Genomic DNA, 22,095 nt, shown 5'->3' with positions numbered 1-22,095 from the left:
TTTCGGAATGTGGGTCATAAGTTTGCCCCACCAGTCTCTTGCATTTGTGAGAGACGGTATATGAGATATGATACACCATTCAGATGAAAGCGGAATATAATGCCTGAGCGAATTTCGGACGAGGCCATTCTGGGCGCGGTCGACGAGGGCTTCGCCCGGCAGGTCGCGTTTCTGCAGGATCTCGTGCGCTTTCCTTCGCAGCGCGGCGAGGAACATGCCGCCCAATCGTTCATGGCGGCCGCCTATGAGGCCGATGGCTACGAGGTCGACATGTGGCGCGTCGATGTCGATGCTATTCGCGACCTGCCGGGTTTTTCACCGGTTGCGGTTTCGTATGACGACGCCTTCAATGTCGTCGCCACCCACACGCCGAAAAACGCGACCGGCCGCTCGCTGATCCTCAACGGACATATCGACGTGGTGCCGACGGGACCGCTCGACCGCTGGCTGCGCGATCCCTACGATCCGGCGATCGAGGATGGCTGGATGCATGGTCGGGGCGCCGGAGATATGAAGGCCGGCCTGTCGGCCTGCCTCTACGCATTGGCCGCATTGCGCAGCCTCGGTTACCAGCCGGCCGCGAAATTATACCTGCAGTCGGTGGTCGAGGAGGAATGCACCGGCAATGGCGCGCTCGCCTGCCTGCAGCGCGGCTACCGCGCCGACGCTGCCTTCATTCCCGAGCCGTTGGAGCCCAGGCTGATGCGGGCACAGGTCGGACCGATCTGGTTCAGGGTCGAGGTCGACGGCGATCCGCAACATGCGTCGGGGGCCTTTTCCGCTGGCGCCAATGCAATCGAAAAGGCATTCCTCATCATCCAGGCGCTGAAGCGGCTCGAAATCGCCTGGAACGCGCGCAAGGTCGATGATCCGCATTTCTGCGATCATCCACATCCGATCCGCTTCAATCTCGGCAAGATCGAAGGCGGCGAGTGGACATCGAGCGTCCCGGCGCGCTGCGTCTTCGAGATGCGGGTCGCCACCTATCCCGGCCAGAAGCTTGAAGAAGCCAGGGCCGAGCTCGAAGCCTGCATCGCCGATTCTGCCCGTGCCGATCCGTTCCTCGCCAATCGCCCGCCCAGGATGACCTACAACGGCTTCATGGCCGAGGGCTATGTGCTGGAAGGCGCCGACGAGATGGAAGCCGTGCTGCGCCGCAGCCATAGCGCCGTCTGGGGCGAGCCGCTGACCGAGCACGTCACCTCGGCGACCACGGATGCACGCTTCTTCGGCCTCTATGCCGACACGCCGGCGATCGTCTATGGTCCGATCTGCCGCATGCCGCATGGCTATGACGAGGCCGTCGATCTGGACTCGGTGCGCAAAGTTACCCAGACGATTGCCTTGTTCATCGCCGACTGGTGCGGTCTTGAGCCGATCGATCCGAAGGTGAGATCATGAACGCGGCTGTACCCGATGCATTCGGCGAAACGCTCGCCGAGGATGCGCCGGACGTTTCGATCGCCGACGCGCTTGCCATCTTGCGCCGGCACTACGGCATCGCCGGCAGCGCGCGTCCGTTGCCCGGCGAACGCGATCACAATTTCCAGATCCAGACCGACGGCGAGGGCGAGTTCGTCCTCAAGGTTTCCCATCCGGCGGAAGAGTCCGGCTTCACCGATTTCCAGAACAAGGCGCTCGACCATATCGTTGCGGTCGACCCGACCTTGCCCGTTCCCTCGGTGCGTAAAAACCTCGAGGGCGAAGCGCAGTTCACGGTCAGCGTCGGTGGATCGGCACCGCGCATCGTCCGGCTGGTCACCTATCTGCCCGGTCAACTGCTTTCGCGCTCACCGACCTCAGAGACGCAGGATCGCAATCTCGGCATCTTTCTGGCGCGGCTTGGCCGCGCACTGCGCGGTTTCTTCCATCCGGCGGCCGGCAGCGACTTGCTCTGGGATATCCGCAAGGTCGCCAAGACCCGGCCGATGCTGGCGCATATCCCCGATGCGCGCCACCGGGCCATGGTCGAGCGCGTCATCGACGCCTTCGAGGAGCATGCGGCGCCGGTCATTCCAAGCCTGCGTGCGCAGATCGTTCACAACGACATGAATTCCTACAATGTGGTGATGGACGCTTCGCGGCCGGAGGTCGTCAGCGGCATTCTCGATTTCGGCGACATGATCCATTCACCGCTCATCTGCGATCTCGCCATCGGCGCCGTCTACCGCTGGCCGGCGGAAGGTCACCCGCTGGCACCCGCCGCGCGCTTTGTCGCCGGCTATCAATCCGTGCAGCCACTGGAGGGCGAAGAGATCGGCATTCTTTTCGATCTGATCCGTGCGCGCCTTGCGCTGATTGCCAACATCGCCAGCTGGCAAGCGGAACGATTCCCGGCCAAGCGCGACTATGTGCTGCGCCTCATGACCGAGGTCTGGGCGTCGCTCGAACGGCTGGACGGTCTGTCGTCCACTGAGGCCCGCCGCTATTTCAGCGACCATTCCAATCCGGAGTAGATGCTCGTGTCCCAGTCCTCGCCCGCCAATGCCTCTGCCGATGCCGGCGCTTCGGCGCAAGAGCGCGCGTTGCTCGAACGTCGCGCCAGATTGCTTGGCCCGACCTACCGCGCCTTTTACCGCAACCCGATCCATCTCGTGCGCGGCAGCGGCGTCTGGCTCTATGATGCGCAGGGCCGCAAATTCCTCGATGCCTACAACAATGTCGCTTCGATCGGACACTGCCATCCACGCGTCGTCGAGGCGCTATCGGGGCAGGCCGCCACGCTCAACACCCACACGCGCTATCTCAGCGAGATCATCCTCGACTACGCTGAAAAACTGCTCGGCATGCTTCCGGCCCATCTCGGGCACGCCATGTTCACTTGCACCGGCAGCGAGGCCAACGATCTCGCCATCCGTATTGCCCAGCATTCCAGCGGTGGCACCGGCGTCATCATCACCGACTTCGCCTATCACGGCGCCACGATTGCCACCGCGCAGCTATCGCCGGCGGCGGTCGGGGCAAAGGGCGTGCCCGCGCAGCATCGGACTGTGGCAGCGCCGGACACGTTTCGCGACCATGGCCGCGCCGCGCGCGATTTCGCCAAAAATGTCGCCGCCGCCATCGAGGACATGCGTGCGCAAGACATCCGTCCGGCGGCATTGCTTCTCGACTCGGCCTTCTCCAGCGACGGCATCTTCTTCCCCGATGCGGCCGTCATGCGCGAGGCGGCGGACCACGTCAGGAGGGCCGGCGGCATTGTCATTGCCGATGAGGTCCAGTCGGGCTTCGGCCGGCTCGGCCAGGGCATGTGGGGCTTCGCCAATTACGGCATCGAGCCCGATATCGTCACCATGGGCAAGCCGATCGGCGACGGGCATCCGATGGGCGCGGTGATCGTGCGGCCGCGGCTTGTCGCATCCTTCGGCTCGAACACCGGCTACTTCAACACCTTCGGCGGCAATCCGGTGGCGGCCGCCGTCGGTATCGCCGTGCTCGACGTGATCGAAGGCGAAGGCCTGATCGAGAACGCGCGCAATGTCGGCGCCTACACCGGGGAGCTGTTGCGCGCGCTGCGGAGCCGGCACGGCATGGTCGCCGACGTCAGGCACAACGGCCTCTATTTCGGCGTCGAGCTGACGGCGGAGGGGAACGAGCCGCTGGCCGCCACCAAGACAGCGGCGGTCGTCGAAGCCATGCGCGAGGACGGCGTGCTGATCTCGTCTTGCGGCCCGCGCGGCAACGTGCTGAAGATCAGGCCGCCTTTGCCATTTGCCAGGCACAATGCCGAGCAGCTGACCGAGACGCTCGATCGCGCCTTGTCGCAATGGTGAGCGGCCGCGCATGCTGAAGCTCGAACATCAAACCCTGAACGATCGCGCCTATGGCGCTCTCAAGCAGGAGTTGATTTCAGGCGGTTTCAGCCCGGGCCAGACACTGGTCATCCGCAAACTTGCCGAGACCTTCGGCATATCGACGACGCCGATCCGCGAGGCGCTGCAAAGGCTCGTCGCCGAGCGCCTGCTCGAAATGCAGAACAACCGCTCGGTCATCGTGCCCTTGCTGTCGGCACCCGCTTTTGAGGAACTGACGCGCATCCGCATCGCCGTCGAAGGGCTGGCGGGTGAGATCGCCGCGTCGCGGATGAGCGAAAGCGGCCTGATCGACGTACAGGCCATGCTCGCCGGCATGCAGCGCGCCATCGATGCGGGAGATGCCAGGGCGTATCTCTCGTTGAACGAGGCCTTTCATTTCGCCATCTACCAGCATGCCGGCGCGCCGATCCTGTTGAACATGATCCGGGACCTCTGGGGTCGGGTCGGGCCCTATCTGAAGCTGCTGATGCAGGCCGACCGTTACATCCCGCAGTCGAACGAGGCGCATCGCAGGATTGTTGGCGCGTTGGAGCAGCGCAATGGCCCGGCCGTTCGGGCCTCCCTTGGGCAAGACATCGCGGCGGCTGCCGCGGTTCTCTCCGAAAGTCTGCGCACGGCCGACTGATCCGCGCGTCCAGGCACGGTCGACGACCTATCCCCTCTCGTCCATCCGGTCGCGCAGCATGCTCCAGCCAAGCAGCATGTTGGGCGCGTGGCGCAGCACGGCATGGAACGGGATCGGTGCCGGCAGCGCGAACGGTAGCGGCAGGTCACGCGCATCGGCGCCGGCGGCCCAGTCGGCCAGCACCTTGCCCATAGCCGTCGTCATGGCAATGCCGCGCCCGTTGCAGGCGCGGCCGGCGATCAGGCCCGGCCCAAGGTCCAGGAGATGCGGCAGGAAATCCGGTTCGACGGCGGCCATTCCCGACCAGCTATAGGCAAGCGGCGGCAGGTCCGGCAGGTCGAGATGCCTGGCGAGCCGCCGCCAGATTGTCTGCGGCACGCGCGTGTCGGCGCCGGCGCTCAAGATGTGCATGCCGCCGCTGATCAGCCGGTTGTCGGCGTCGAAGCGAAAGGTGAAGAGATTGCGCCTGGTGTCGCCGACGCCCTGTCCTCCCGGCAGCAGAAATGTGCGGGTTTCGAGCGGCAGGGGTCCAGTCGCGATCTGGAAAACCTTCAGCGGAAAGTAGGTTCGCTGCAGCAGCGGATTGAGCGACGCACCATAGGCATTGGTGGCGATCAGCACCTTGCCGGCGCGCACCGATCCCGACGGCGTCTTCAGCGTCCAGCCATCGGCCGCCCGATCGATCGAGGTGACCGGTGTTCGTTCGAAAATCCTCGCTCCGGACTTCTCCGCCGCATCGGCCAGGCCGCGCGCATAGGCGACAGGGTTGAGCACGCCACCCGAACGATCCATCCAGCCACCGAGATAGCCGCGCACACCGGTCAGCGCCTCGACATCTTGCCGGTCCAAGGTAACCGCGGGCCTGCCGCGCCGCGCCCATTGTTCGGCGCGGGACTTGACCTTTTCCAGCGCCGCGGGCGAATGCGCCGGCTGGATCCAGCCGCTCTGCACGGCGTCGCAATCGATGCCATGTTGCCTGATCAGGCCAAACACCAGATCGGCGCTGCCGGCGGCAAAATTGATCAGTCTCTTGCCTCGCTCGGGGCCAAGATGAGCAAGGATGGTTTCCGGATCCATCTTGGCGAAGTTCGGCACGACGAAGCCGGCATTCCTGCCGGTCGCGCCCCAGGCGATGAATTCGGCTTCGAGAATGGCGACCGAGAGTCCTTTCCCGGCGGCGTGCAGCGCGGTTGAAAGACCCGAAAAACCGCTGCCGACAATTGCGAGGTCGACAATGAGCTCGCCATGCAGAGCCGGCCGCTGGCGGTGGTTTCGGCTGACGGCGTGCCAGAGCGAAACGCCTTGCGCCTCCTGCCGGGCCATCGCGTTCATGAACCTGAACTGCTCTTGGCCGCGGCCGCTTTCGCTCGCTTGCCGAAGCGCGGCCGCCGTGGCCTGTCGCCGAGCAATCCGTTCGGCCGGATCAGCAAGATCACGCAGAGCATGACGCCGATGGCGGCGATCTGCAGCGAGGCCGCGCGCGCCTGCTGCTCTGGCGGGAACAGCACGCTGGTGAGCGTGCCGGATCCAGCCCAAATCCCCCACACCAGGATGCTGCCTATCACCGCGCCGAGATTGCTGCCGGAACCCCCGACGATCAGCATCACCCAGACCTGGAAGGTCAGGATCGGCAGATAATTGTCCGGTGCGATGAAGCCGGTGAAATGCGCTTGCAACGCCCCGGCCAGCGCCATGATGGCGCCGCCGACGGCAAAGGCCTGGACACGATAGAAACGCGCGCTCTTGCCAAGCGAAATCGCCGCCCGCTCGTCCTCGCGCAGCGCCTTCAGCACGCGTCCCCACGGGCTGCGCGACAGGTGCTCCAGGGCGAGATAGGCGATCAGTGTCACTGCCGCGACCACGGCAAGGTTGGACAGGTTGAACAGCAGCGGCGTCTCGGCCAGGCTCCCGAAGGGGCGCGGAATGAAGCCGATGCCGAACGGGCCGCCGGTCAGCTTCTGTGCATTGAGCGCGACGAGCTGCACGACCACGGCGACGCCGAATGTGGTGATGGCGAGATAATCCGATCGAAGGCGCAATGTGGCCATGCCGGTCAGCGCCGCGGCAATGCCGCCGACGACCATGGCGCCCGCCCAACCGACAAGGATCGGCAGGCCGAAACCACCAAGCCGCGCGGCATCTTCCGGTGTGGTCAGCAGTGCCGATGTATAGGCGCCGATGGCGACGAAGCCGGCGAGACCCACATTGAACAGGCCGGTCAGCCCCCACTGCAGGTTGAGCCCCAGCGTGACCAGCGAAAAGATCAGCGCGGTGGTCAGGAAGAAAGCGCCGTAGCCGACGAGGTCCATCAGCGTTCCCTCACACCGAAAATGCCGATCGGCCGTACGAACAGCACCGCCATCAGGATGACGAAGGAGACCGCGGCGCGCCATTCCGCGCCGACCAGCTGCACCGCGCCGGCTTCGGCGAGACCGATGATCAGCCCGCCGAGTACCGCGCCCGGGATGCTGCCGATGCCGCCGAGGATCGCGGCGGCGAACATGGGTAACAGCATGTCGAAGCCCATGAAGGGGCGGATCTGCACCAGAATGCCGATCATCACGCCGGCCACGCAGGCCAGCGCCCCACCGATGATCCAGGTGACGCGCACCACGCTCGCAACGTCGATGCCGACCATGCGGGCCAGTGCTGCGTTCTGGCTCAGCGCCTGCATGGCGCGGCCGGTCTGCGTGCGCGTCATCAACAGATGCACGCCGAGCACGAGCACTGCCGTCAGCAACAGCAGCGCGATCTGATCGGGCGTGATGCGAATGCCGAAGCCGACCGGCATGGCGATCTGGATGGCCCGGCTGAAATAGGTCGGCCGCGAGGTGAAAGTGAATTCGAGCAAGCTTCTAAGGGCCATCGAGGCGCCGAAGCTTGCCATCACCACGATGATCGCCTGGCCTTGCGAGCGCAGCCGCGCGAACAGCACCTTGTCGAGCAGGAGCGCCAACAGCGCGGTGAATGCCATGCCGACAATCAGCGCGATGATCAGCGGCCAGCCGAAGGACAGCGGCGCGATCGGCGCCACCTTGCCGAACATCGCGCCGATGGCGCTGACCACGGCCAGTGTCGCATAGGTGCCCCAGGCCATGAAGTCGCCATGGGCGAAGTTCGAGAAGCGCAGGATCGAATAGGTCAGCGTCACGCCGATGGCGCCCAGGCCGATCATCGAACCGGTCAGCAATCCGTCGACGACAAATTGCAGGCTCATGCCGCGCCTCCTCCGGATTTGAGCGGACGCTGGCCGAGATAGAGTTCGGCCACCACCGGATCGTTCCACAGATCGGCGGCGACACCCTCGTGCCGGTCCTTGCCTTCGACCAGCACATAGGCACGGTCGCCGATGGCCAGTGCCGCCTTGGCGTTCTGCTCGACAAGCAGGATGGTGACGCCGGATTTGCGGATACCGGCCAGCATCTCGAACACCATCGAGACGAACTTCGGCGACAGTCCGGCCGACGGTTCGTCGAGCACCAGTACCTTGGGGTGGACGATCAACGCGCGGGCCACCGCCAGCATTTGCCGCTGTCCGCCCGACAGATTGCCGGCGGCGGTGCGGCGCTGGCGGACGAGGTCGGGAAAGGCTGCATACATTTCCTCGATGCGGGCAGGGATTTCGCGCCGTTCGAGGATGCCGCATGCAACCTTGAGATTGTCCTCGACCGACATCAGCGGAAAAATGTTTTCGGTCTGCGGCACGAAAGCCAGGCCAAGCCGAACCATGGTGTGGGCAGGTGCCGCGGTGATGTCCTTGCCGTCGAGGAAAACCGAGCCGCCAGTGATCGGCACGAGGCCGGCGATCGCCTTGATGAAGCTCGATTTGCCGGCGCCGTTGGGGCCGAGCACGACAACGATCTCGCCCTTGCCGACGGTGATCGAGGCGCCGCGCACGATCGGCACGCCTGGTTCATAACCGGCTTCGAGATTACGGACATCGAGGACCGCTTCGCTCATGCCGTGCCCCCGAGATAGGCCTCGATGACGCGCGGGTCGCGGGCGACCTCTTCCGCCGTGCCTTCGCTGAGCAACTGGCCGCTCGCCATGACCAGGACGCGGTGGCAGAGCCGCGTCACCATGTCGATGTTGTGTTCGATCAAAAGGAAGGTGATGCCGCGCTTGTTGATGTCGCGAATGCGGTCGATGATGACTTCGAGCAGCGTCGCATTGACGCCGGCCGCCGGCTCGTCGAGCAGGATGATCGCCGGGTCGGCCATCATGACGCGGGCAAGTTCGAGCAACTTGCGCTGACCGCCGGAAAGCACGCGCGCCGGCTCCCGTGCGAGGTGGGTGAGGGTAACGAGTTCCAGAAGTTCGAGCGCCTTGGTCCTGGCCGCTCTTTCCTGCGCCGCCACCCGCCATGGCGTGACGAAATTGGCGAGCAGCTTCTCGCCGGCCTGGCCCTGGGCTGCCAGCATGATGTTTTCGATCAGCGTCAGATTGGGAAGTGGACGCGGGATCTGGAAGGTCCGGCCAAGGCCTCGTCCGATGCGCAGATGAGCCGCTTCGCCCGAGACGCGGGCGCCGTTGAGAAGGATGTCGCCGCTGGTCGGCAATAGGCTGCCGGCGAGCAGATCGAACATCGTCGTCTTGCCGGCGCCGTTCGGGCCGATCAGGCCGAGGATTTCGCCCGCTTTGACATCGAACGAGACATCGTTGACGGCGACGAGGCCGCCGAACCGCCTGACGACATTCCTTGCCATCAGAACCGGTGCACGGTGCTCTTGCCGTTCCGCTGCCTCGCTCATCGAACCCTCTGGCCGAAGACGATTGTCGCCGTCTCCTGATTATTGATTTGTGATCACACTTGTGTTGATCACGCTATTCGGCTTTAATTTCGTCCGCAAGCCGAAAACCGGCCGAGATCGGAATTCCATGCAAAAGGCTGCCATCGAAAAGAACAACGAGGCGATCGCTGCCCAGCTTGCGCCGGTCGGCCGCGAAACCGTGCAGGATCGCGTCTATTCGGAGCTGCGTCGCGCCCTGATCGGCGGCCTGTTCGAGCCGAGCCAGGTGCTGACCATACGTGGGCTGGCCGATGCGCTGGTCACCTCGACCATGCCTGTGCGCGAGGCGCTCGGGAGGCTGATCACGGAAAAGGCGCTGGAGGCATTGCCCAACCGTTCGGTGCGCGTGCCGCCGATCACACTGGAGCGTATCGATGATCTGTTGCGGGCCCGCATCCTGATCGAGGGCGAGGCGATCGCGCTCGCCGCCGCCCGCATGGGTCCGCGCCAGATCGCCGCCATCGAGACCATTCTGGCCGAATGGGACGAGATGCGGGCACTGAAACACAAGAAGGATGTCGATCGCGAGGTGACGCTCAACCAGAGCTTCCATTTCGAGATCTATCGCTGCTGCGGCTCGGCGGTGCTGATCCCGATGATCGAGAGCCTGTGGCTGCAATCGGGACCATGCATCCGTGTCGCCATCTATGCCTTCTCGGAAGCCGGCGAGGTCGACACCGCCCACTATCACCGCCGCATCGTCACGGCGCTGGCCACGCAGGATGCACAGGCAGCGCGCGCATCGCTGGTCGCCGACATCAGCCGGCCCTTCACCTTCCTGCGCAGCAAATTGCAAACCGCCGGGAAAGACCAGACATGACTTCCATCAGGATCACCGAGCCACGCTCGAAGCTTTCCGTGACGGCGCTGCTGCTGCCTGAAAAGGCGCCGGAAAACGCTGCTTTTCTCATGGCGTATCTCGCCGCACCACGCGTCGTCCCCGGCATCCATGCCATGTGGACGGGGCCTGAGATTTCTTGTCCGGTTCCATCAGCCGATCTCGATGGCCAGTCCTATGCCAGACCCTTGCCGGGCGAGAACGCGACGCTGACGCCACAGCCGGGCGACATCGTGCTGTCTTACGTGCCGCCACGCATGTGGGGCGGCAATCCCAATGCGATCTTCGACATCGGTCTCTACTACGGTCCGGGGGCGCGCCTGCTGTTCCCGATCGGCTGGCTCGCCGGCAGTGTGGTGGCGCAGGTGCGAGCCGACGAGCGGGAACACTTCGCCGCCGCCTGTGGCGTCATCCGGCGCAATGGCGCCTGCGACGTCACCTTCAGCCTGGTGGAGGCCTGACATGGCAGATGACAGTTTCGAGCTTTTCGATCTGCGCGTCGAAGCGGTCGTCCCCGAGGGCAAGCCGATCTATTGCGGCGCCAAGGCCGGCGACTATTTCGAGCTCAAGGGCGAGATGTTGTCGATGCCCGCGGGGCAGGGTTTTTCGATCTACTCACTCGCCGCCGTGCTGCCTCTGCTGGCGGCAAAGCAGCGCCCGACCCATGCCAACGACTGGATGACATCGGATGCCGAGATCGCCTGTCCCGATCCCAATTGCGCCAGCCGGCTGCGGATCGTCAGGCTGGCAAAGCGGCGGTTCAGTCATGCCGCAACCACGGCCGTGCCGCTGCCGAAGGAGAATGACCCGACATGACCGCCAAGACCTTTGAACTCGGGCCCGGCTACACCATTTCGCGCGTCATCCGCGGCGGCTGGCAGTTGGCCGGCGGGCACGGCGCCATCGACCGCAGCCAAGCAATAGCCGACCTGATCGCCACCTTCGACGCCGGCATCTGGACCTATGATTGCGCCGACATCTACACCGGTGTCGAGGAGCTGATCGGCGCAGCGCGCCTGCGGCTGGCCGGCGAGCGCGGACTGGACGTTGCGGCGAGAATGAAGGTGCACACCAAGCTGGTGCCCGACCTCGAGCGGCTGGCCGGCATCAGCCGCGACTACATCAGGGGCATCGTCGACCAGTCGCTGCGGCGGCTGAAGACCGAACGGCTCGATCTCGTTCAGTTCCACTGGTGGGACTATGGCCAGCCTCGCTATGTCGAGGCGATGGGCTGGCTCGACGAGCTCCGGCGCGAAGGCAAGGTGCGCAATCTCGGCACCACCAATTTCGATACGCCGCGGCTGGCCGAAATCCTCGCCGCCGGCATCCCGCTGGTCAGCCAGCAACTGCAATATTCGGTTCTCGACCAGCGGCCTGCGAACAGCCTCGCTGGCCTCGCCGCGAAGAACGGCGTCAGCTTTCTCTGCTATGGTTCGGTGGCCGGCGGCTTCCTCAGCGACAAATGGCTTGGTGCCGCCGAGCCAGCCACGCCGCTCGAAAACCGATCCCTGGTCAAATACAAGCTGATCATCGACGACTTTGGCGGCTGGGACCTGTTCCAGCAGTTGCTTGCGGCGCTGAAAGCCGTCGGCGATCGTCACGGCGTCGACATCGCCACCGTCGCGAGCGCCTGGGTGCTGCAGCAGCCGCAAGTGGCGGCCGTGATCGTCGGAGCCCGCAACCAGGCGCATGCGCTGGCCAATGCCAAAATCATGGATGTCGCGCTTGACGCCGAGGATCGGGCGCGGATTGCTGCCATCATCGCGCAAAGCCCTGGCGTCGAGGGCGATGTCTACACGCTGGAGCGCGACCGCCACGGCCGCCACGGCTCGATCATGCACTACAATCTGAATGCAGGCCGGGCATGAGCGCAATCAACCAGACGCTGTTTTCCAGGGCCAGCGCCGAGGTGATCGATTTGCATCGCTTCTTCGTCGACTGGTTCGTCGCCGCCCGCGCCGACACGGTGGACTTCGCCCGCTTCGAACGCGTCATGGGCGACGGCCTCAGCATGGTCACGCCGGATGGCCATGTCCTCGATCGCGCCGCCGTGGTTGATCACGTCCGCTCTAGCCGCGCCATTTGCGACGACGGCTTTGCTATCTCGATCGAGGACATCCGGCCCGGCTGGCAGGACGCCGTCACGATCGTTGTCTTCTATGTCGAGGCGCAGTTGCGCGCGGGCAAGCACAGCCGCCGCCAGTCGAGTGCCGTCTTCACCACCAGTTCATCGGCGCCCAACGGCGTCGAATGGCGACATCTGCATGAAACCTGGCTGCAGGTGCCGGAAAGCTGAACAGGCTCCAGAGATCAAAGACAGCCAAGTAACTTAACAAGTAACTCAAGGGGAACAACAATGAGAAACACGATACTCCAACTCACCACGGCACTTGCCCTCGTAACAATGGCGGGCGCGGCACAGGCCGCGGACTGCAAGATCACCGTCGGCCTCGTCATGGAGCTGACCGGCCCGGCCGGCGAATACGGCCAGGCCGGGGCCAAGTCGGTCGAGATGGCCTTCCGCGACATCAACGCTGCCGGCGGCGTGCGCGGCTGCGATCTGGCGACCGACACGCGCGACAGCCAGAGCCAGGGCAATATCGCGGTCGATGCCGCCACACAGCTGGTTCAGGTCAAGAAGGTGCCGGTCATCATCGGCGGTATCATCTCGTCGGTGTCGATCCCGATACTGACCTCGGTCACCGCGCCGGCCAAGATCGTCCAGGTCTCGCCGGCTTCGTCCTCGCCGACGCTGACGGCGCTTGGCCGCGACGGCAAGACCAACGGCATCTTTTTCCGCACCATCACCTCGGATGCGCTGCAAGGCGTCGCCGCAGCCAAATACGCCATCGACAAGGGCTTCAAGAAGCTGTCGATCATCCACGTCAACAACGATTTCGGTGTCAACATGGTGGCCGAATTCTCGCGCGCCTACAAAGCGCTCGGCGGCACCATTGTCTCCGACACGCCCTACAACGAAAAGCAGTCTAGCTATGCCTCCGAAGTCACGGCGGCTATGGCCGGCGAGCCGGACGGGCTCTATCTCGTCAGCACGCCGGTCGATGGCGCCACGGTTGCCCGCACCTGGATTTCGCAGGGCGGCGTGCAGAAATTCCTGCTCAATGACGGCATGAACAGCCCGGACTTCATAGAATCCGTTGGCGCCGATTATCTGAAGGAAGCCTACGGCACTTCGTCGGGCACCAGCCCGACCGCCTCGACCGACTACTTCATGAAGAACTACAAGGAGTTCTCCGGCATCGAACCGTCGAACCCGGCGGCCGACCGTTCCTATGACGCGGGTGCTATCGTCGGTCTCGCCATCGCCATTGCCGGCTCCGAGGATCCTGCCAAGATCAAGGACGCGATGTACAAGGCTGTCGACCCTGCCGGCACGCCGATCTTCGCCGGCAAGGACGAGTTCGCCAAGGCGCTCGGCCTGATCAAAGACGGCAAGCCGATCCGCTATGAAGGCGTCATCGGTCCGGTCGCCTTCGACAAATATGGCGACATCACCGGCCCGTTCCGGCTGTGGAAAATCGTCGACGGCAAGGTGACCACCGATGGCGAGATGACCACTGACGACGTCAACGCCCTGCAGGCCAAGCTTCAGTAAGCTGACACAGTGCTCCGGCATCGATCGCGTCTTATTGTGATCGATGCCGGCACCGCCTGGGGCAGGCCCGATACCACTTGCACGGCACACGATCGCGAATAGGATCGGCGGGCCGCAATTGAAGGATGGCGAGCGTGCTGGACAAGGATACTCATCGGGCCATCCCGTTGGTTCATGCGGACGACGCGCTTCGCCACGCAGGCAACTAGGCCCGATGGCGCCTGAAACGGAACGACTTCTGTCCGCTCTTAGCGCTCGGCTGGGCGCGGGCGGCATCCTCGCCGGCTCCGATGTCGACCAGCGTTATCGCGACGATCCCGACGGCAAGCTCGGCGCGCTGCCCGAGCTGGTGCTGCGTCCGCGCGGCACCGAAGCTGTCGCGGCAGCTCTTGCCGTGTGCAATGAGCTCTCCCAGCCGGTTGTGATCCAGGGTGGACGCACCGGATTGGCCGGCAGCACACGCGTGCAGCCGGGCGAGGTCGTGCTGTCGCTGGAGCGCATGACCAGCCTTGCCGATCCGGACCGGCAGGCCGCCAGCATCGTTGCCGAAGCGGGCGCGACGCTGCAGGCGGTGCAAGAGGCGGCAGACGGCGCGGGGCTGATGTTCGGCGTCGATATCGGCGCACGCGGTTCGGCCACGATTGGCGGCAACATCGCCACCAATGCCGGCGGCATCCGCGTGCTGCGTTATGGCATGTACCGGGCGCAGGTGCTGGGGCTGGAGGCCGTGCTTGCCGACGGCAGCGTGCTAACCTCGCTGAAAGGCCTGCCCAAGGACAATTCCGGCTACGACCTCGGCCAGCTCTTCATCGGCTCGGAAGGGACGCTCGGTGTCGTCACCCGCGCCGCGCTCAGGTTGCACCCGAAACCTGTGTCAGAGGTCAATGCCTTCTGCGCGCTCCCTTCGCTCGAGGCGGCGATCGCCTTGCTCGGGTTGCTGCGGCAAAAGCTCGGTCCGCTCCTGTCCGCCTATGAGGTGAATTTCGCGCCGCTCTATGACGTCATGGTCGCCAGCATGGCGCTGCCGCCGCCGCTGCCGGCGGGCTCTCCGGTCTATGTGCTGGCCGAGATTCAGGGCAGCGAACCCGAGCGCGACGGCGAGCGCTTCGCCGCGGCTTTGATGCAGGCGGTCGAGGATGGCGTGATCGACGATGTGGTGGTGTCGCAGTCGCCGCGCGAATTCCGGGCGCTGTGGGACGTGCGGGAGGACGCCAACCGCGTCCTGTTCTCGATGAAGGGCCTGATCGGCGTCGATATCAGCATTCCGCTGACTCGCATGAGCGCGTTCCTGCAGGAAGCGGACGCCGCCATCCATACCGTCGACCCCGGCGCTGACATCTACGTCTTCGGCCATCTCGGCGACGGCAATCTGCATTATCAGGTCATGACCGCGGATCCGGCGGCGGCCTATGGCATTGTCTATCGCGGCGTGGCGGCGGCAGGCGGCGGCGTTTCGGCCGAGCACGGCATCGGCCTCGACAAGAAGCAGTGGCTGCATCTGGTGCGCAGCGACGCCGAAATCGCCACGATGCGGCGGCTGAAGACGGCGCTCGACCCGATGAACATCCTCAACCGAGGACGTATCTTCGATCTCGATCCGGCAGGCTTGCCCTGAGCGCGACGCCGGCCTCGACGGGCCTCCGCCCGATCAGAACCCCAGCCGGCTGGCGGGCTTGTTTGAACGGTCCAGCACCTCAGTTGCCTTGCCTTGCCGCTTCGCGAATGGTCTGCAGCAGGATGATGAAGGCGGGCGAGGGGGCAGTATCTGTGCGCATCGTCAGCCCGACGGGCCCCCTGGTCTCCTCGGTGTTTACCGGCAAGGCGACGAAGGCGCCGCTGGCGATCTCATTGGCCACCACGCCGGCCGAAATGATCCACACCGCATTGCTCTGGCGCATGAAGGAGCGGCCGAAGGAATCCGAAACCGTTTCGATCTCCGTGGCCGGAGCGGTCATGCCGCTGGTGATGAACAGGCGGTCGACAAAGGGACGGATGACGGATTCCCGGGTCGGCATCAGCACCGGGAATTCGTCGAGGCGGGCGAAGATGTCCGCGCTTGGCTCGAGCAGCGGATGTCCGGCCCGCACCACGAACAGCACCGGCTCGGAGTAGAGGTGCTCGAAGAAGAAACCGGTCATGTTCTCGGGTGCGGCCAGCCGTCCGACGACGAGGTCTAGCGCGCCGGTGCGCAGTTGCTCCAGCAGCACGGCGTTCTCGCCGGTGACGATCTTGATCGCGGCGCCGGTTTCTTCCCTCAGGAACAGGCTCATCGCTTGCGGCATGACCTTCGCCGATACCGTCGGCAGCGCGCCGATGCGGATCGGGTGGCGATTGATCGCGCCGTCCTGGCGAACGGAATCGACACCGCGCTTCAAAGCCGTGATCGCTGTGCCAGCATGGCCAAGGAAAATCTCGCCAAGCCTCGTGACCCGGATGCCGCGCCCGTCTCGCTCGACGACGGCGACACCGAGCGCGTCTTCCAATTCGCGCAGGGTTTTGGTCACCGCCGGCGCGCTGACATGCAGGAAGTCGGCGGCACGAGCCACGCTACCCTGTCGTGCGACCTCCAGAAACGCCTGCAGATGACGAAACCGGATGCGGCTTTCGGACATGGTTTGATAACCCCTGAGTTAACGAAACGGCACAAAATATCATTTTACCGAACCAAATGCCTTGTGCAATGTAGGGATGGAGGATCGAAATCGTGCCATTCGTCACCATCGGCGGCATCACGCTGCATCACCGATATGCCGGGGCAAGCGGCAAGGCGCCTTCGGTTGTGTTCATCAATTCGCTCGGCACCGACTTCCGCATTTGGGACGATGTGGTCGCGACGCTTGATGGGGAAATGGCCTTGCTCGTCTATGACAAGCGCGGCCACGGACTGTCCGACATCGGCGATATCGGCTCGATCGACGATCATGTCGATGACCTCTCGGCGCTCATCGATCATTTCGGGCTGGAGAAGGTCGTGCTGTGCGGCCTGTCGGTCGGCGGCATGGTCGCGCAAGGGCTCTATGCCAGGCGCCCCGAAATCGTCGAGGCCATGATCCTGTGCGACACGGCGCACAAGATCGGCACGGCGGAGAGCTGGAACACGCGCATCGCGACGGTCGAGAGCAAGGGCATCCAGGCCATTGCCGATGGCGTGCTGAAAGTCTGGTTCACCCCCACTTTCCACACGAAGCGAGGGCCCGAGCTGGATGGCTATTGGAACATGATGACCCGGCAGACACTGGCCGGTTACATCGGGACCTGCAAGGCGGTTCGTGATGCGGATTTCACCGACGCCGCGCGCCGCATCGCGGTGCCGACGCTTTGCATCGCCGGCGACCAGGATGGCTCGACGCCCCCCGATCTTGTCCGCTCGCTGGCCGCTCTGATCCCCGGCGCGCGCTTCGAGATCATCCGCGATGCCGGACATATTCCTTGCGTCGAGCAGCCCGAGGCGCTCACCGCGCTGATCCGCGGTTTTATCGCGTCGCTTGCCCCTGGAGCGGAAACTCATGGATGAGGCCCCCGGCAACGCCGCCAGATATCGCACCGGTCTTGCGGTGCGCCGCTCCGTGCTCGGCGACCGGCATGTCGACCGCGCGGAGAACGCCGCCACCGATTTCGACCAGCCCTTCCAGCAGTTGATCACCGAAGCGGCCTGGGGAACGGTGTGGGCGCGGCCGGGCTTCAGCAAGCGCGAACGCTCGATCGTCACGCTGGCGCTGCTGGCCGCGCTCGGCCATGATGAGGAGGTCGCCATGCATGTGCGCGCCACCGCCAACACCGGTGCCACGCGCGAGGATATCTGCGAAGCGTTCCTGCATGTCGCCATCTATGCCGGCGTGCCGGCCGCCAACCGTGCCTTCAAGATAGCCAAGGACGTGTTTTCGGAAATGGACGGAGCCAACAATGCCCGTTGAATCCGGATCGAACCGGAGGCCCGAGACCGGCGCCTTTTTCCAGCGCGACCGGACATGGCATCCGGCGCCCTTGACGCCCAACTACAAGACCTCGGTGTTACGCTCGCCGCAGAAGGCGCTGCTTGCCTTCGACAACACGCTGTCGGAACTATCGGGCCCTGTATTCGACCACGCCGTGCTGGGCGAACTTGATGCCGACCTGATCCACAATTTCGCCAGGCCCGGCGAGAGCGCGATCGGTGAGCGCATCATCGTCTATGGGCGGGTGCTCGACGAGCGCGGCGTCGGCGTGCCCGGCGCGTTGCTCGAATTCTGGCAGGCCAATGCCGGCGGCCGCTATCGCCACAAGAAGGACGGCTATCTGGCCCCGCTCGACCCGAATTTCGGCGGTTGCGGCCGCGCCATATCGGGCGATGATGGCGGCTACGCCTTTCGCACCGTCAAGCCCGGCCCCTATCCTTGGCCGAACGGGCCGAACGACTGGCGGCCCTCGCATATCCATTTCTCCATCTTCGGCCACGGTTTCGCGCAGCGGCTGATCACGCAGATGTATTTCGAGGGCGATCCGCTGATCTGGCGCTGCCCGATCGCGCGCGGCATCCCCGACAAGGCCGCCGTCGATACGCTGATCGCCGCGCTCGACATGCAGGCGACGGTCCCCTTCGACGCGCGTGCCTACAAGTTCGACATCGTGTTGCGCGGGCGGCGTTCCTCGCTGTTCGAAAACCGGCTGGAGGGCAATTGATGGCCCAGTCGCTCGACCGGCTCAGGGAAAGCCCTTCGCAGACCGCGGGACCTTACGTCCACATCGGACTGACGCCCAATTTCTGCGGCATCGGCGGCGTCTATCCGACCGACCTCGGTGCGACCATGGTCAACGACAAGACCAGGGGCGAGCGCATCGGTTTGCGCATCCGCGTGCTCGACGGCACCGGCACGCCGCTCAAGGACGCGCTGATCGAGATCTGGCAGGCGGATGCCGACGGGCTCTACAATTCGCCGGCCGAGATACGCGGTGCCGCGGATCCGAATTTCCAGGGCTGGGGCCGTTGTCCGACCGACATGGACACCGGCCTGTGCGCCTTCGAGACGGTCAAGCCGGGACGCGTGCCGTTCGGCGATGGCCGCCTGATGGCGCCACACATCACGCTCTGGATCGTCGCGCGTGGCATCAATCTCGGCCTGCACACGCGGCTCTATTTCTCCGATGAGGAAAAGGCCAATGCCGGGGATCCGATCCTGGCGCGCATCGAGCACCGCGTCCGCGTGCCGACGCTGATCGCCGAGCGCCAGGGCGACACCTACGTATTCGACGTCCATCTCCAGGGGGAGAAGGAAACGGTCTTCTTCGACAGCTGATGGTCAGGAGCAGCAGGACATGACCGTATCGCCCTTCGATCATCCCTTGCTTTCCGCCCTTCTCGGCGACGAGGAGGCGAGCCGGCACTTTTCCGTCGACGCGGAAATCGACGCAATGCTTGAATTTAAGCGAGCCTTGGCCGAAGCGGAGGCGGAAAACGGGATCATCACCAGCGATGCGTCGGCAGCAATCGTGGCTGCGCTCGGCTCGTTTCGGCCGGATACCGCCTTGCTGCGGGCCAGCGTCGCCAAGGACGGCGTCATCGTGCCGGAACTTGTGCGCCAGATCAGGGCCGCGGTCGGCGAACCGCATGGCGACAAAGTGCATTTCGGCGCCACCAGCCAGGATGTGATCGATACCGGCCTGATGCTTCGGCTGAAATCCGTCGTCGAGCACCTCGGCCTGCTTCTGACCGAGACCGTCATACGCTTCACATCGCTCGAGGAGCGCTTCGAGGGCAGGTCGCTGACCGGCATGACGCGCATGCAGCCGGCGATCCCCATTCAGGTGCAGCATCGCGTGACGGCGTGGCGGGCGCCGCTGCAGCGGCATCAGGAGCGATTGTCGGAACAGTCCAGGCGCTTGCTGGTGGTGCAGTTCGGCGGCGCCGCCGGCACGCTGGAAAAGCTTGGTGACAAAGGGGCGGCGGTACGCGCGGCACTGGCCGCGAAACTCGGTCTTGCAGACGCGCCGCAATGGCACAGCCAGCGCGACGCGCTCGCCGACTTTGCCGGCTGGCTGTCGCTGGTGACCGGCAGCCTCGGCAAGTTCGGCCAGGATATTGCGCTGATGGCGCAAGGGGGGACCGATATCGCGCTTTCCGGCGGTGGTGGCTCGTCGGCCATGCCGCACAAGCAGAACCCGGTGAAGGCTGAAGCGCTGGTGGGGCTCGCGCGCTTCAACGCCACGCAGCTTTCCGGCATGCATCAGGCGCTGGTGCATGAGCAGGAGCGGTCGGGCACGGCTTGGACGCTGGAATGGCTGCTGCTGCCGCAGATGGCTGTGGCAACCGCGGCGTCGCTGCGCCTTGCCGCCGAACTGGCCGCCCAGGTCGAAAGCCTCGGGCACTGATGCGCGCGCAGGTCGTGATCGTCGGCTCGGGACCCTCCGGCCTGCTGCTTGGGCAGCTTCTGGCCGGCATCGGCGTTGAGACGGTCATTCTGGAACGTTCAAGCCGTGAGCATGTGCTTGGCCGCGTGCGCGCCGGTGTACTCGAACAGGGTACGGTCGAATTGCTGGAAGAAGCGGGCGCAGCCACGCGCTTGCACACCGAAGGCTTGTCGCATTCCGGTATCTCGCTGGCTTTCGACGGTCGTCTGCATCGCATCGACCTGTCGGCGCTGACCGGCGGCAAGCATGTCACCGTCTATGGCCAGACCGAAGTGACGCATGATCTGATGGACAAGCGCGAGGCGGCCGGGCTCGTCACCGTCTATGAGGCCGCTGACGTCGCGTTGCACGATTTCGATGGCGCCGCACCTTTCGTCACTTATGACGGGGACGGCGTCAGCCATCGCATCGATTGCGACTTCATTGCCGGCTGCGATGGTTATCATGGTGTCAGCCGCAAATCGGTGCCCGAAAGCGCGCTGAAAACGTTCGAGCGGCACTATCCGTTCGGCTGGCTCGGCGTGCTGGCCGAAGTGCCGCCGGCCGATCATGAACTGGTCTACGCCAATCACGAGAGAGGGTTTGCGTTGTGCTCGATGCGCTCGACGCACCGCAGCCGCTACTATGTGCAGTGCCCGCAGGATGACCACGTCGAGGCATGGTCCGACGAGCGCTTCTGGGACGAGTTGCGCCGCCGCTTGCCGGCACGGACGGCGGCGAGCGTCGTCACCGGGCCATCCTTCGAGAAGTCGATCGCGCCGCTGCGTTCCTTCGTCGCGGAGCCGATGCGTTTCGGCCGGCTGTTCCTGGTCGGTGATGCCGCCCATATCGTGCCGCCGACCGGCGCCAAGGGCCTCAACCTCGCCGCCAGCGACGTGCGCTATCTCTTTGCCGGCCTGCGCGATTTCTACGCCGAGAAATCAAGCGCAGGCATTGACGCCTATTCGCAAAAGGCGCTGGCGCGGGTCTGGAAGGCGGTGCGCTTTTCCTGGTGGATGACGACCATGCTGCATCGTTTCCCCGACACCGGCGACTTCGGCCAGCGAATCCAGGAGGCCGAGCTCGACTATCTCGTCCACTCGCGGGCGGCGTCGACGGCGCTTGCCGAGAACTATGTCGGCCTTCCCTATTGAAGGCTCTTTCTTCGGCGCAATTCCAAGGGAAAACGCTATGCGGCTTTACCGGGAAAGCCGCATAGCTATCTGCGCCTCCCGATTTCCGGTTGCTACCGTCCGAGCAGATTGCGCTCGACGGTCCGCAGATGCGCCAGCATGGCCTGGCTGGCGCTCTCGGGGTCGCGGCGCAACAGCGCATCGAGAACGGTCTGGTGCTCGCTGCAATAGATGCTGCGGCGTTCCTCTGAAAAGGAACGCTTCTTCATTTCGAACCATGGCGCCTGATTGCGCAGGATGCGCATCAGGTTGTGGATCTCCTTGAGGAAGTCGTTGCGCGAGCACGCGAAGATGCGGTGGTGAAACTCCGCGTCCCAGTGCTCGAAGGTCGGCATGTCCTGCGATTCCGAAGCGATCTTGTGCGCCTCGCGCACCGCGTTGAGTTCCATGGCGCTGGCATTGGTGGCGGCGAACGCCGCCGCTGCCGGTTCCAGCAATTGCCGGATCTCCATCATGTCGGCGGGACTGGTGCCTTCCATCCGGCCGACAACCGCCGCCATCGACGCCGGATTGGTGGTGGTCAGGAACGTTCCGCGCCCGACATGCCGCACCACCGTGCCGTCATCCTCGAGGAAGGAGACCGCGCGCCGCACCGTGTTGCGCGCGACGCCGAATTCGCTCGCCAGATCGCGCTCCGGCGGCATGCGGCCATTCTCGATCCATTCGCCGGAAGAGATCCGTTTCTTCAGCGCCGTGGCGATATCGTTGGCGACGAGCTTTGGCATGCCTGGCAACTTTTATCTGATCCAATATTGAACCATCGTTAGCAGTTTCCGGTGCTGTCGTCCACCGTGCCGCGTCATCGGCATCCCAGCGGAGCCGCCCGCAACAGCCGCATTCCTTTTGGCATGACCA

At 64.6% G+C, this 22,095-nt stretch carries 24 protein-coding genes; 17 read left to right on the top strand and 7 right to left on the bottom strand.

Features of this window, described 5'->3' with window-relative positions; genetic code table 11:
* Positions 1 to 99: 99 nt before the first annotated feature.
* From AC0NIH_RS28440 to AC0NIH_RS28425, 4 genes are read left to right on the top strand one after another with little or no spacing between them, the layout of a single operon-like run.
* On the top strand, positions 100 to 1,401 hold the full coding sequence (locus AC0NIH_RS28440) for an ArgE/DapE family deacylase (protein WP_473464111.1): 1,302 nt from the start codon (positions 100 to 102) through the stop codon (positions 1,399 to 1,401).
* Positions 1,398 to 2,456 carry a phosphotransferase gene (locus tag AC0NIH_RS28435; protein WP_473464113.1) on the top strand — a complete coding sequence of 353 codons (1,059 nt, stop codon included), beginning with the start codon at positions 1,398 to 1,400 and terminating at the stop codon, positions 2,454 to 2,456. The genes AC0NIH_RS28440 and AC0NIH_RS28435 overlap by 4 nt, the downstream gene beginning before the upstream one ends.
* Positions 2,457 to 3,773 carry an aspartate aminotransferase family protein gene (locus tag AC0NIH_RS28430; RefSeq protein ID WP_473464116.1) on the top strand — a complete coding sequence of 439 codons (1,317 nt, stop codon included), beginning with the start codon at positions 2,457 to 2,459 and terminating at the stop codon, positions 3,771 to 3,773.
* Between the two features lie 10 nt (positions 3,774 to 3,783).
* Positions 3,784 to 4,440 carry a GntR family transcriptional regulator gene (locus AC0NIH_RS28425; protein ID WP_287271099.1) on the top strand — a complete coding sequence of 219 codons (657 nt, stop codon included), beginning with the start codon at positions 3,784 to 3,786 and terminating at the stop codon, positions 4,438 to 4,440.
* A gap of 27 nt (positions 4,441 to 4,467) precedes the next feature.
* Here the strand turns inward: AC0NIH_RS28425 and AC0NIH_RS28420 are convergent, their stop codons facing one another.
* The 5 genes from AC0NIH_RS28420 to AC0NIH_RS28400 are packed head-to-tail and all read right to left on the bottom strand — an operon-like array spanning position 4,468 to position 9,191.
* Positions 4,468 to 5,772 (bottom strand): NAD(P)/FAD-dependent oxidoreductase, encoded by a 1,305-nt coding sequence (locus tag AC0NIH_RS28420; protein WP_473464119.1) that lies wholly within the window; start codon positions 5,770 to 5,772, stop codon positions 4,468 to 4,470.
* A complete protein-coding gene (locus AC0NIH_RS28415; protein WP_473464388.1) occupies positions 5,769 to 6,752 on the bottom strand; it encodes a branched-chain amino acid ABC transporter permease in 984 nt (327 codons plus the stop codon). Before AC0NIH_RS28415 ends, AC0NIH_RS28420 begins: the two co-directional genes overlap by 4 nt.
* Complete coding sequence (locus tag AC0NIH_RS28410) at positions 6,749 to 7,657, bottom strand: branched-chain amino acid ABC transporter permease (RefSeq protein ID WP_473464121.1); 909 nt, start codon at positions 7,655 to 7,657, stop codon at positions 6,749 to 6,751. Before AC0NIH_RS28410 ends, AC0NIH_RS28415 begins: the two co-directional genes overlap by 4 nt.
* The gene (locus AC0NIH_RS28405) at positions 7,654 to 8,400 is read right to left on the bottom strand and encodes an ABC transporter ATP-binding protein (protein ID WP_473464124.1); all 747 of its coding nucleotides are present in this window, start codon (positions 8,398 to 8,400) and stop codon (positions 7,654 to 7,656) included. The genes AC0NIH_RS28410 and AC0NIH_RS28405 overlap by 4 nt, the downstream gene beginning before the upstream one ends.
* A complete protein-coding gene (locus tag AC0NIH_RS28400) occupies positions 8,397 to 9,191 on the bottom strand; it encodes an ABC transporter ATP-binding protein (protein ID WP_473464127.1) in 795 nt (264 codons plus the stop codon). Before AC0NIH_RS28400 ends, AC0NIH_RS28405 begins: the two co-directional genes overlap by 4 nt.
* 127 nt (positions 9,192 to 9,318) lie before the next feature.
* On the opposite strand from AC0NIH_RS28400, the gene AC0NIH_RS28395 reads away from it, so the two are divergent.
* From AC0NIH_RS28395 to AC0NIH_RS28365, 7 genes are all read left to right on the top strand, one after another.
* Positions 9,319 to 10,050: a GntR family transcriptional regulator gene (locus tag AC0NIH_RS28395; RefSeq protein WP_473464129.1), complete on the top strand. Its 732-nt coding sequence runs from the start codon at positions 9,319 to 9,321 to the stop codon at positions 10,048 to 10,050.
* Positions 10,047 to 10,529 carry a DUF3830 family protein gene (locus AC0NIH_RS28390; protein WP_023777084.1) on the top strand — a complete coding sequence of 161 codons (483 nt, stop codon included), beginning with the start codon at positions 10,047 to 10,049 and terminating at the stop codon, positions 10,527 to 10,529. The genes AC0NIH_RS28395 and AC0NIH_RS28390 overlap by 4 nt, the downstream gene beginning before the upstream one ends.
* A gap of 1 nt (position 10,530) precedes the next feature.
* Positions 10,531 to 10,884 carry a TIGR04076 family protein gene (locus AC0NIH_RS28385; protein ID WP_023777083.1) on the top strand — a complete coding sequence of 118 codons (354 nt, stop codon included), beginning with the start codon at positions 10,531 to 10,533 and terminating at the stop codon, positions 10,882 to 10,884.
* Positions 10,881 to 11,936: an aldo/keto reductase gene (locus AC0NIH_RS28380; protein ID WP_023764742.1), complete on the top strand. Its 1,056-nt coding sequence runs from the start codon at positions 10,881 to 10,883 to the stop codon at positions 11,934 to 11,936. Before AC0NIH_RS28385 ends, AC0NIH_RS28380 begins: the two co-directional genes overlap by 4 nt.
* The gene (locus AC0NIH_RS28375) at positions 11,933 to 12,364 is read left to right on the top strand and encodes a DUF4440 domain-containing protein (protein ID WP_023764743.1); all 432 of its coding nucleotides are present in this window, start codon (positions 11,933 to 11,935) and stop codon (positions 12,362 to 12,364) included. The genes AC0NIH_RS28380 and AC0NIH_RS28375 overlap by 4 nt, the downstream gene beginning before the upstream one ends.
* Before the next feature lie 60 nt (positions 12,365 to 12,424).
* Entirely contained in the window at positions 12,425 to 13,684 is a 1,260-nt protein-coding gene (locus tag AC0NIH_RS28370) for an ABC transporter substrate-binding protein (RefSeq protein WP_023764744.1), read from the top strand.
* A 214-nt stretch (positions 13,685 to 13,898) separates the two neighbouring features.
* Complete coding sequence (locus AC0NIH_RS28365) at positions 13,899 to 15,299, top strand: FAD-binding oxidoreductase (protein ID WP_473464133.1); 1,401 nt, start codon at positions 13,899 to 13,901, stop codon at positions 15,297 to 15,299.
* 79 nt (positions 15,300 to 15,378) lie between these two features.
* Here AC0NIH_RS28365 and pcaQ read toward each other — a convergent pair whose 3' ends face one another.
* Positions 15,379 to 16,296: a pca operon transcription factor PcaQ gene (pcaQ, locus tag AC0NIH_RS28360; RefSeq protein WP_473464135.1), complete on the bottom strand. Its 918-nt coding sequence runs from the start codon at positions 16,294 to 16,296 to the stop codon at positions 15,379 to 15,381.
* A 92-nt stretch (positions 16,297 to 16,388) separates the two neighbouring features.
* Between pcaQ and pcaD the strand changes: the two genes are divergently transcribed.
* From pcaD to pobA, 6 genes are read left to right on the top strand one after another with little or no spacing between them, the layout of a single operon-like run.
* The gene (gene pcaD, locus AC0NIH_RS28355) at positions 16,389 to 17,198 is read left to right on the top strand and encodes a 3-oxoadipate enol-lactonase (protein ID WP_473464138.1); all 810 of its coding nucleotides are present in this window, start codon (positions 16,389 to 16,391) and stop codon (positions 17,196 to 17,198) included.
* Entirely contained in the window at positions 17,191 to 17,598 is a 408-nt protein-coding gene (gene pcaC, locus AC0NIH_RS28350; RefSeq protein ID WP_473464140.1) for a 4-carboxymuconolactone decarboxylase, read from the top strand. The genes pcaD and pcaC overlap by 8 nt, the downstream gene beginning before the upstream one ends.
* Positions 17,588 to 18,343 (top strand): protocatechuate 3,4-dioxygenase subunit beta, encoded by a 756-nt coding sequence (gene pcaH, locus AC0NIH_RS28345; RefSeq protein WP_473464143.1) that lies wholly within the window; start codon positions 17,588 to 17,590, stop codon positions 18,341 to 18,343. The genes pcaC and pcaH overlap by 11 nt, the downstream gene beginning before the upstream one ends.
* The gene (gene pcaG, locus AC0NIH_RS28340; protein WP_473464145.1) at positions 18,343 to 18,957 is read left to right on the top strand and encodes a protocatechuate 3,4-dioxygenase subunit alpha; all 615 of its coding nucleotides are present in this window, start codon (positions 18,343 to 18,345) and stop codon (positions 18,955 to 18,957) included. Before pcaH ends, pcaG begins: the two co-directional genes overlap by 1 nt.
* Before the next feature lie 19 nt (positions 18,958 to 18,976).
* Entirely contained in the window at positions 18,977 to 20,029 is a 1,053-nt protein-coding gene (locus AC0NIH_RS28335) for a 3-carboxy-cis,cis-muconate cycloisomerase (RefSeq protein ID WP_473464148.1), read from the top strand.
* Entirely contained in the window at positions 20,029 to 21,201 is a 1,173-nt protein-coding gene (gene pobA / locus AC0NIH_RS28330; protein ID WP_473464151.1) for a 4-hydroxybenzoate 3-monooxygenase, read from the top strand. The genes AC0NIH_RS28335 and pobA overlap by 1 nt, the downstream gene beginning before the upstream one ends.
* Positions 21,202 to 21,293: 92 nt before the next feature.
* Here the strand turns inward: pobA and AC0NIH_RS28325 are convergent, their stop codons facing one another.
* The gene (locus AC0NIH_RS28325) at positions 21,294 to 21,965 is read right to left on the bottom strand and encodes a FadR/GntR family transcriptional regulator (RefSeq protein ID WP_013896893.1); all 672 of its coding nucleotides are present in this window, start codon (positions 21,963 to 21,965) and stop codon (positions 21,294 to 21,296) included.
* Between the last annotated feature and the right edge of the window lie 130 nt (positions 21,966 to 22,095).

The organism is Mesorhizobium sp. WSM1386 (genome assembly GCF_055901595.1).
The sequence above is the reverse complement of the archived record's forward strand: the minus strand, read 5'-3'. Positions and strand labels throughout refer to the sequence as shown.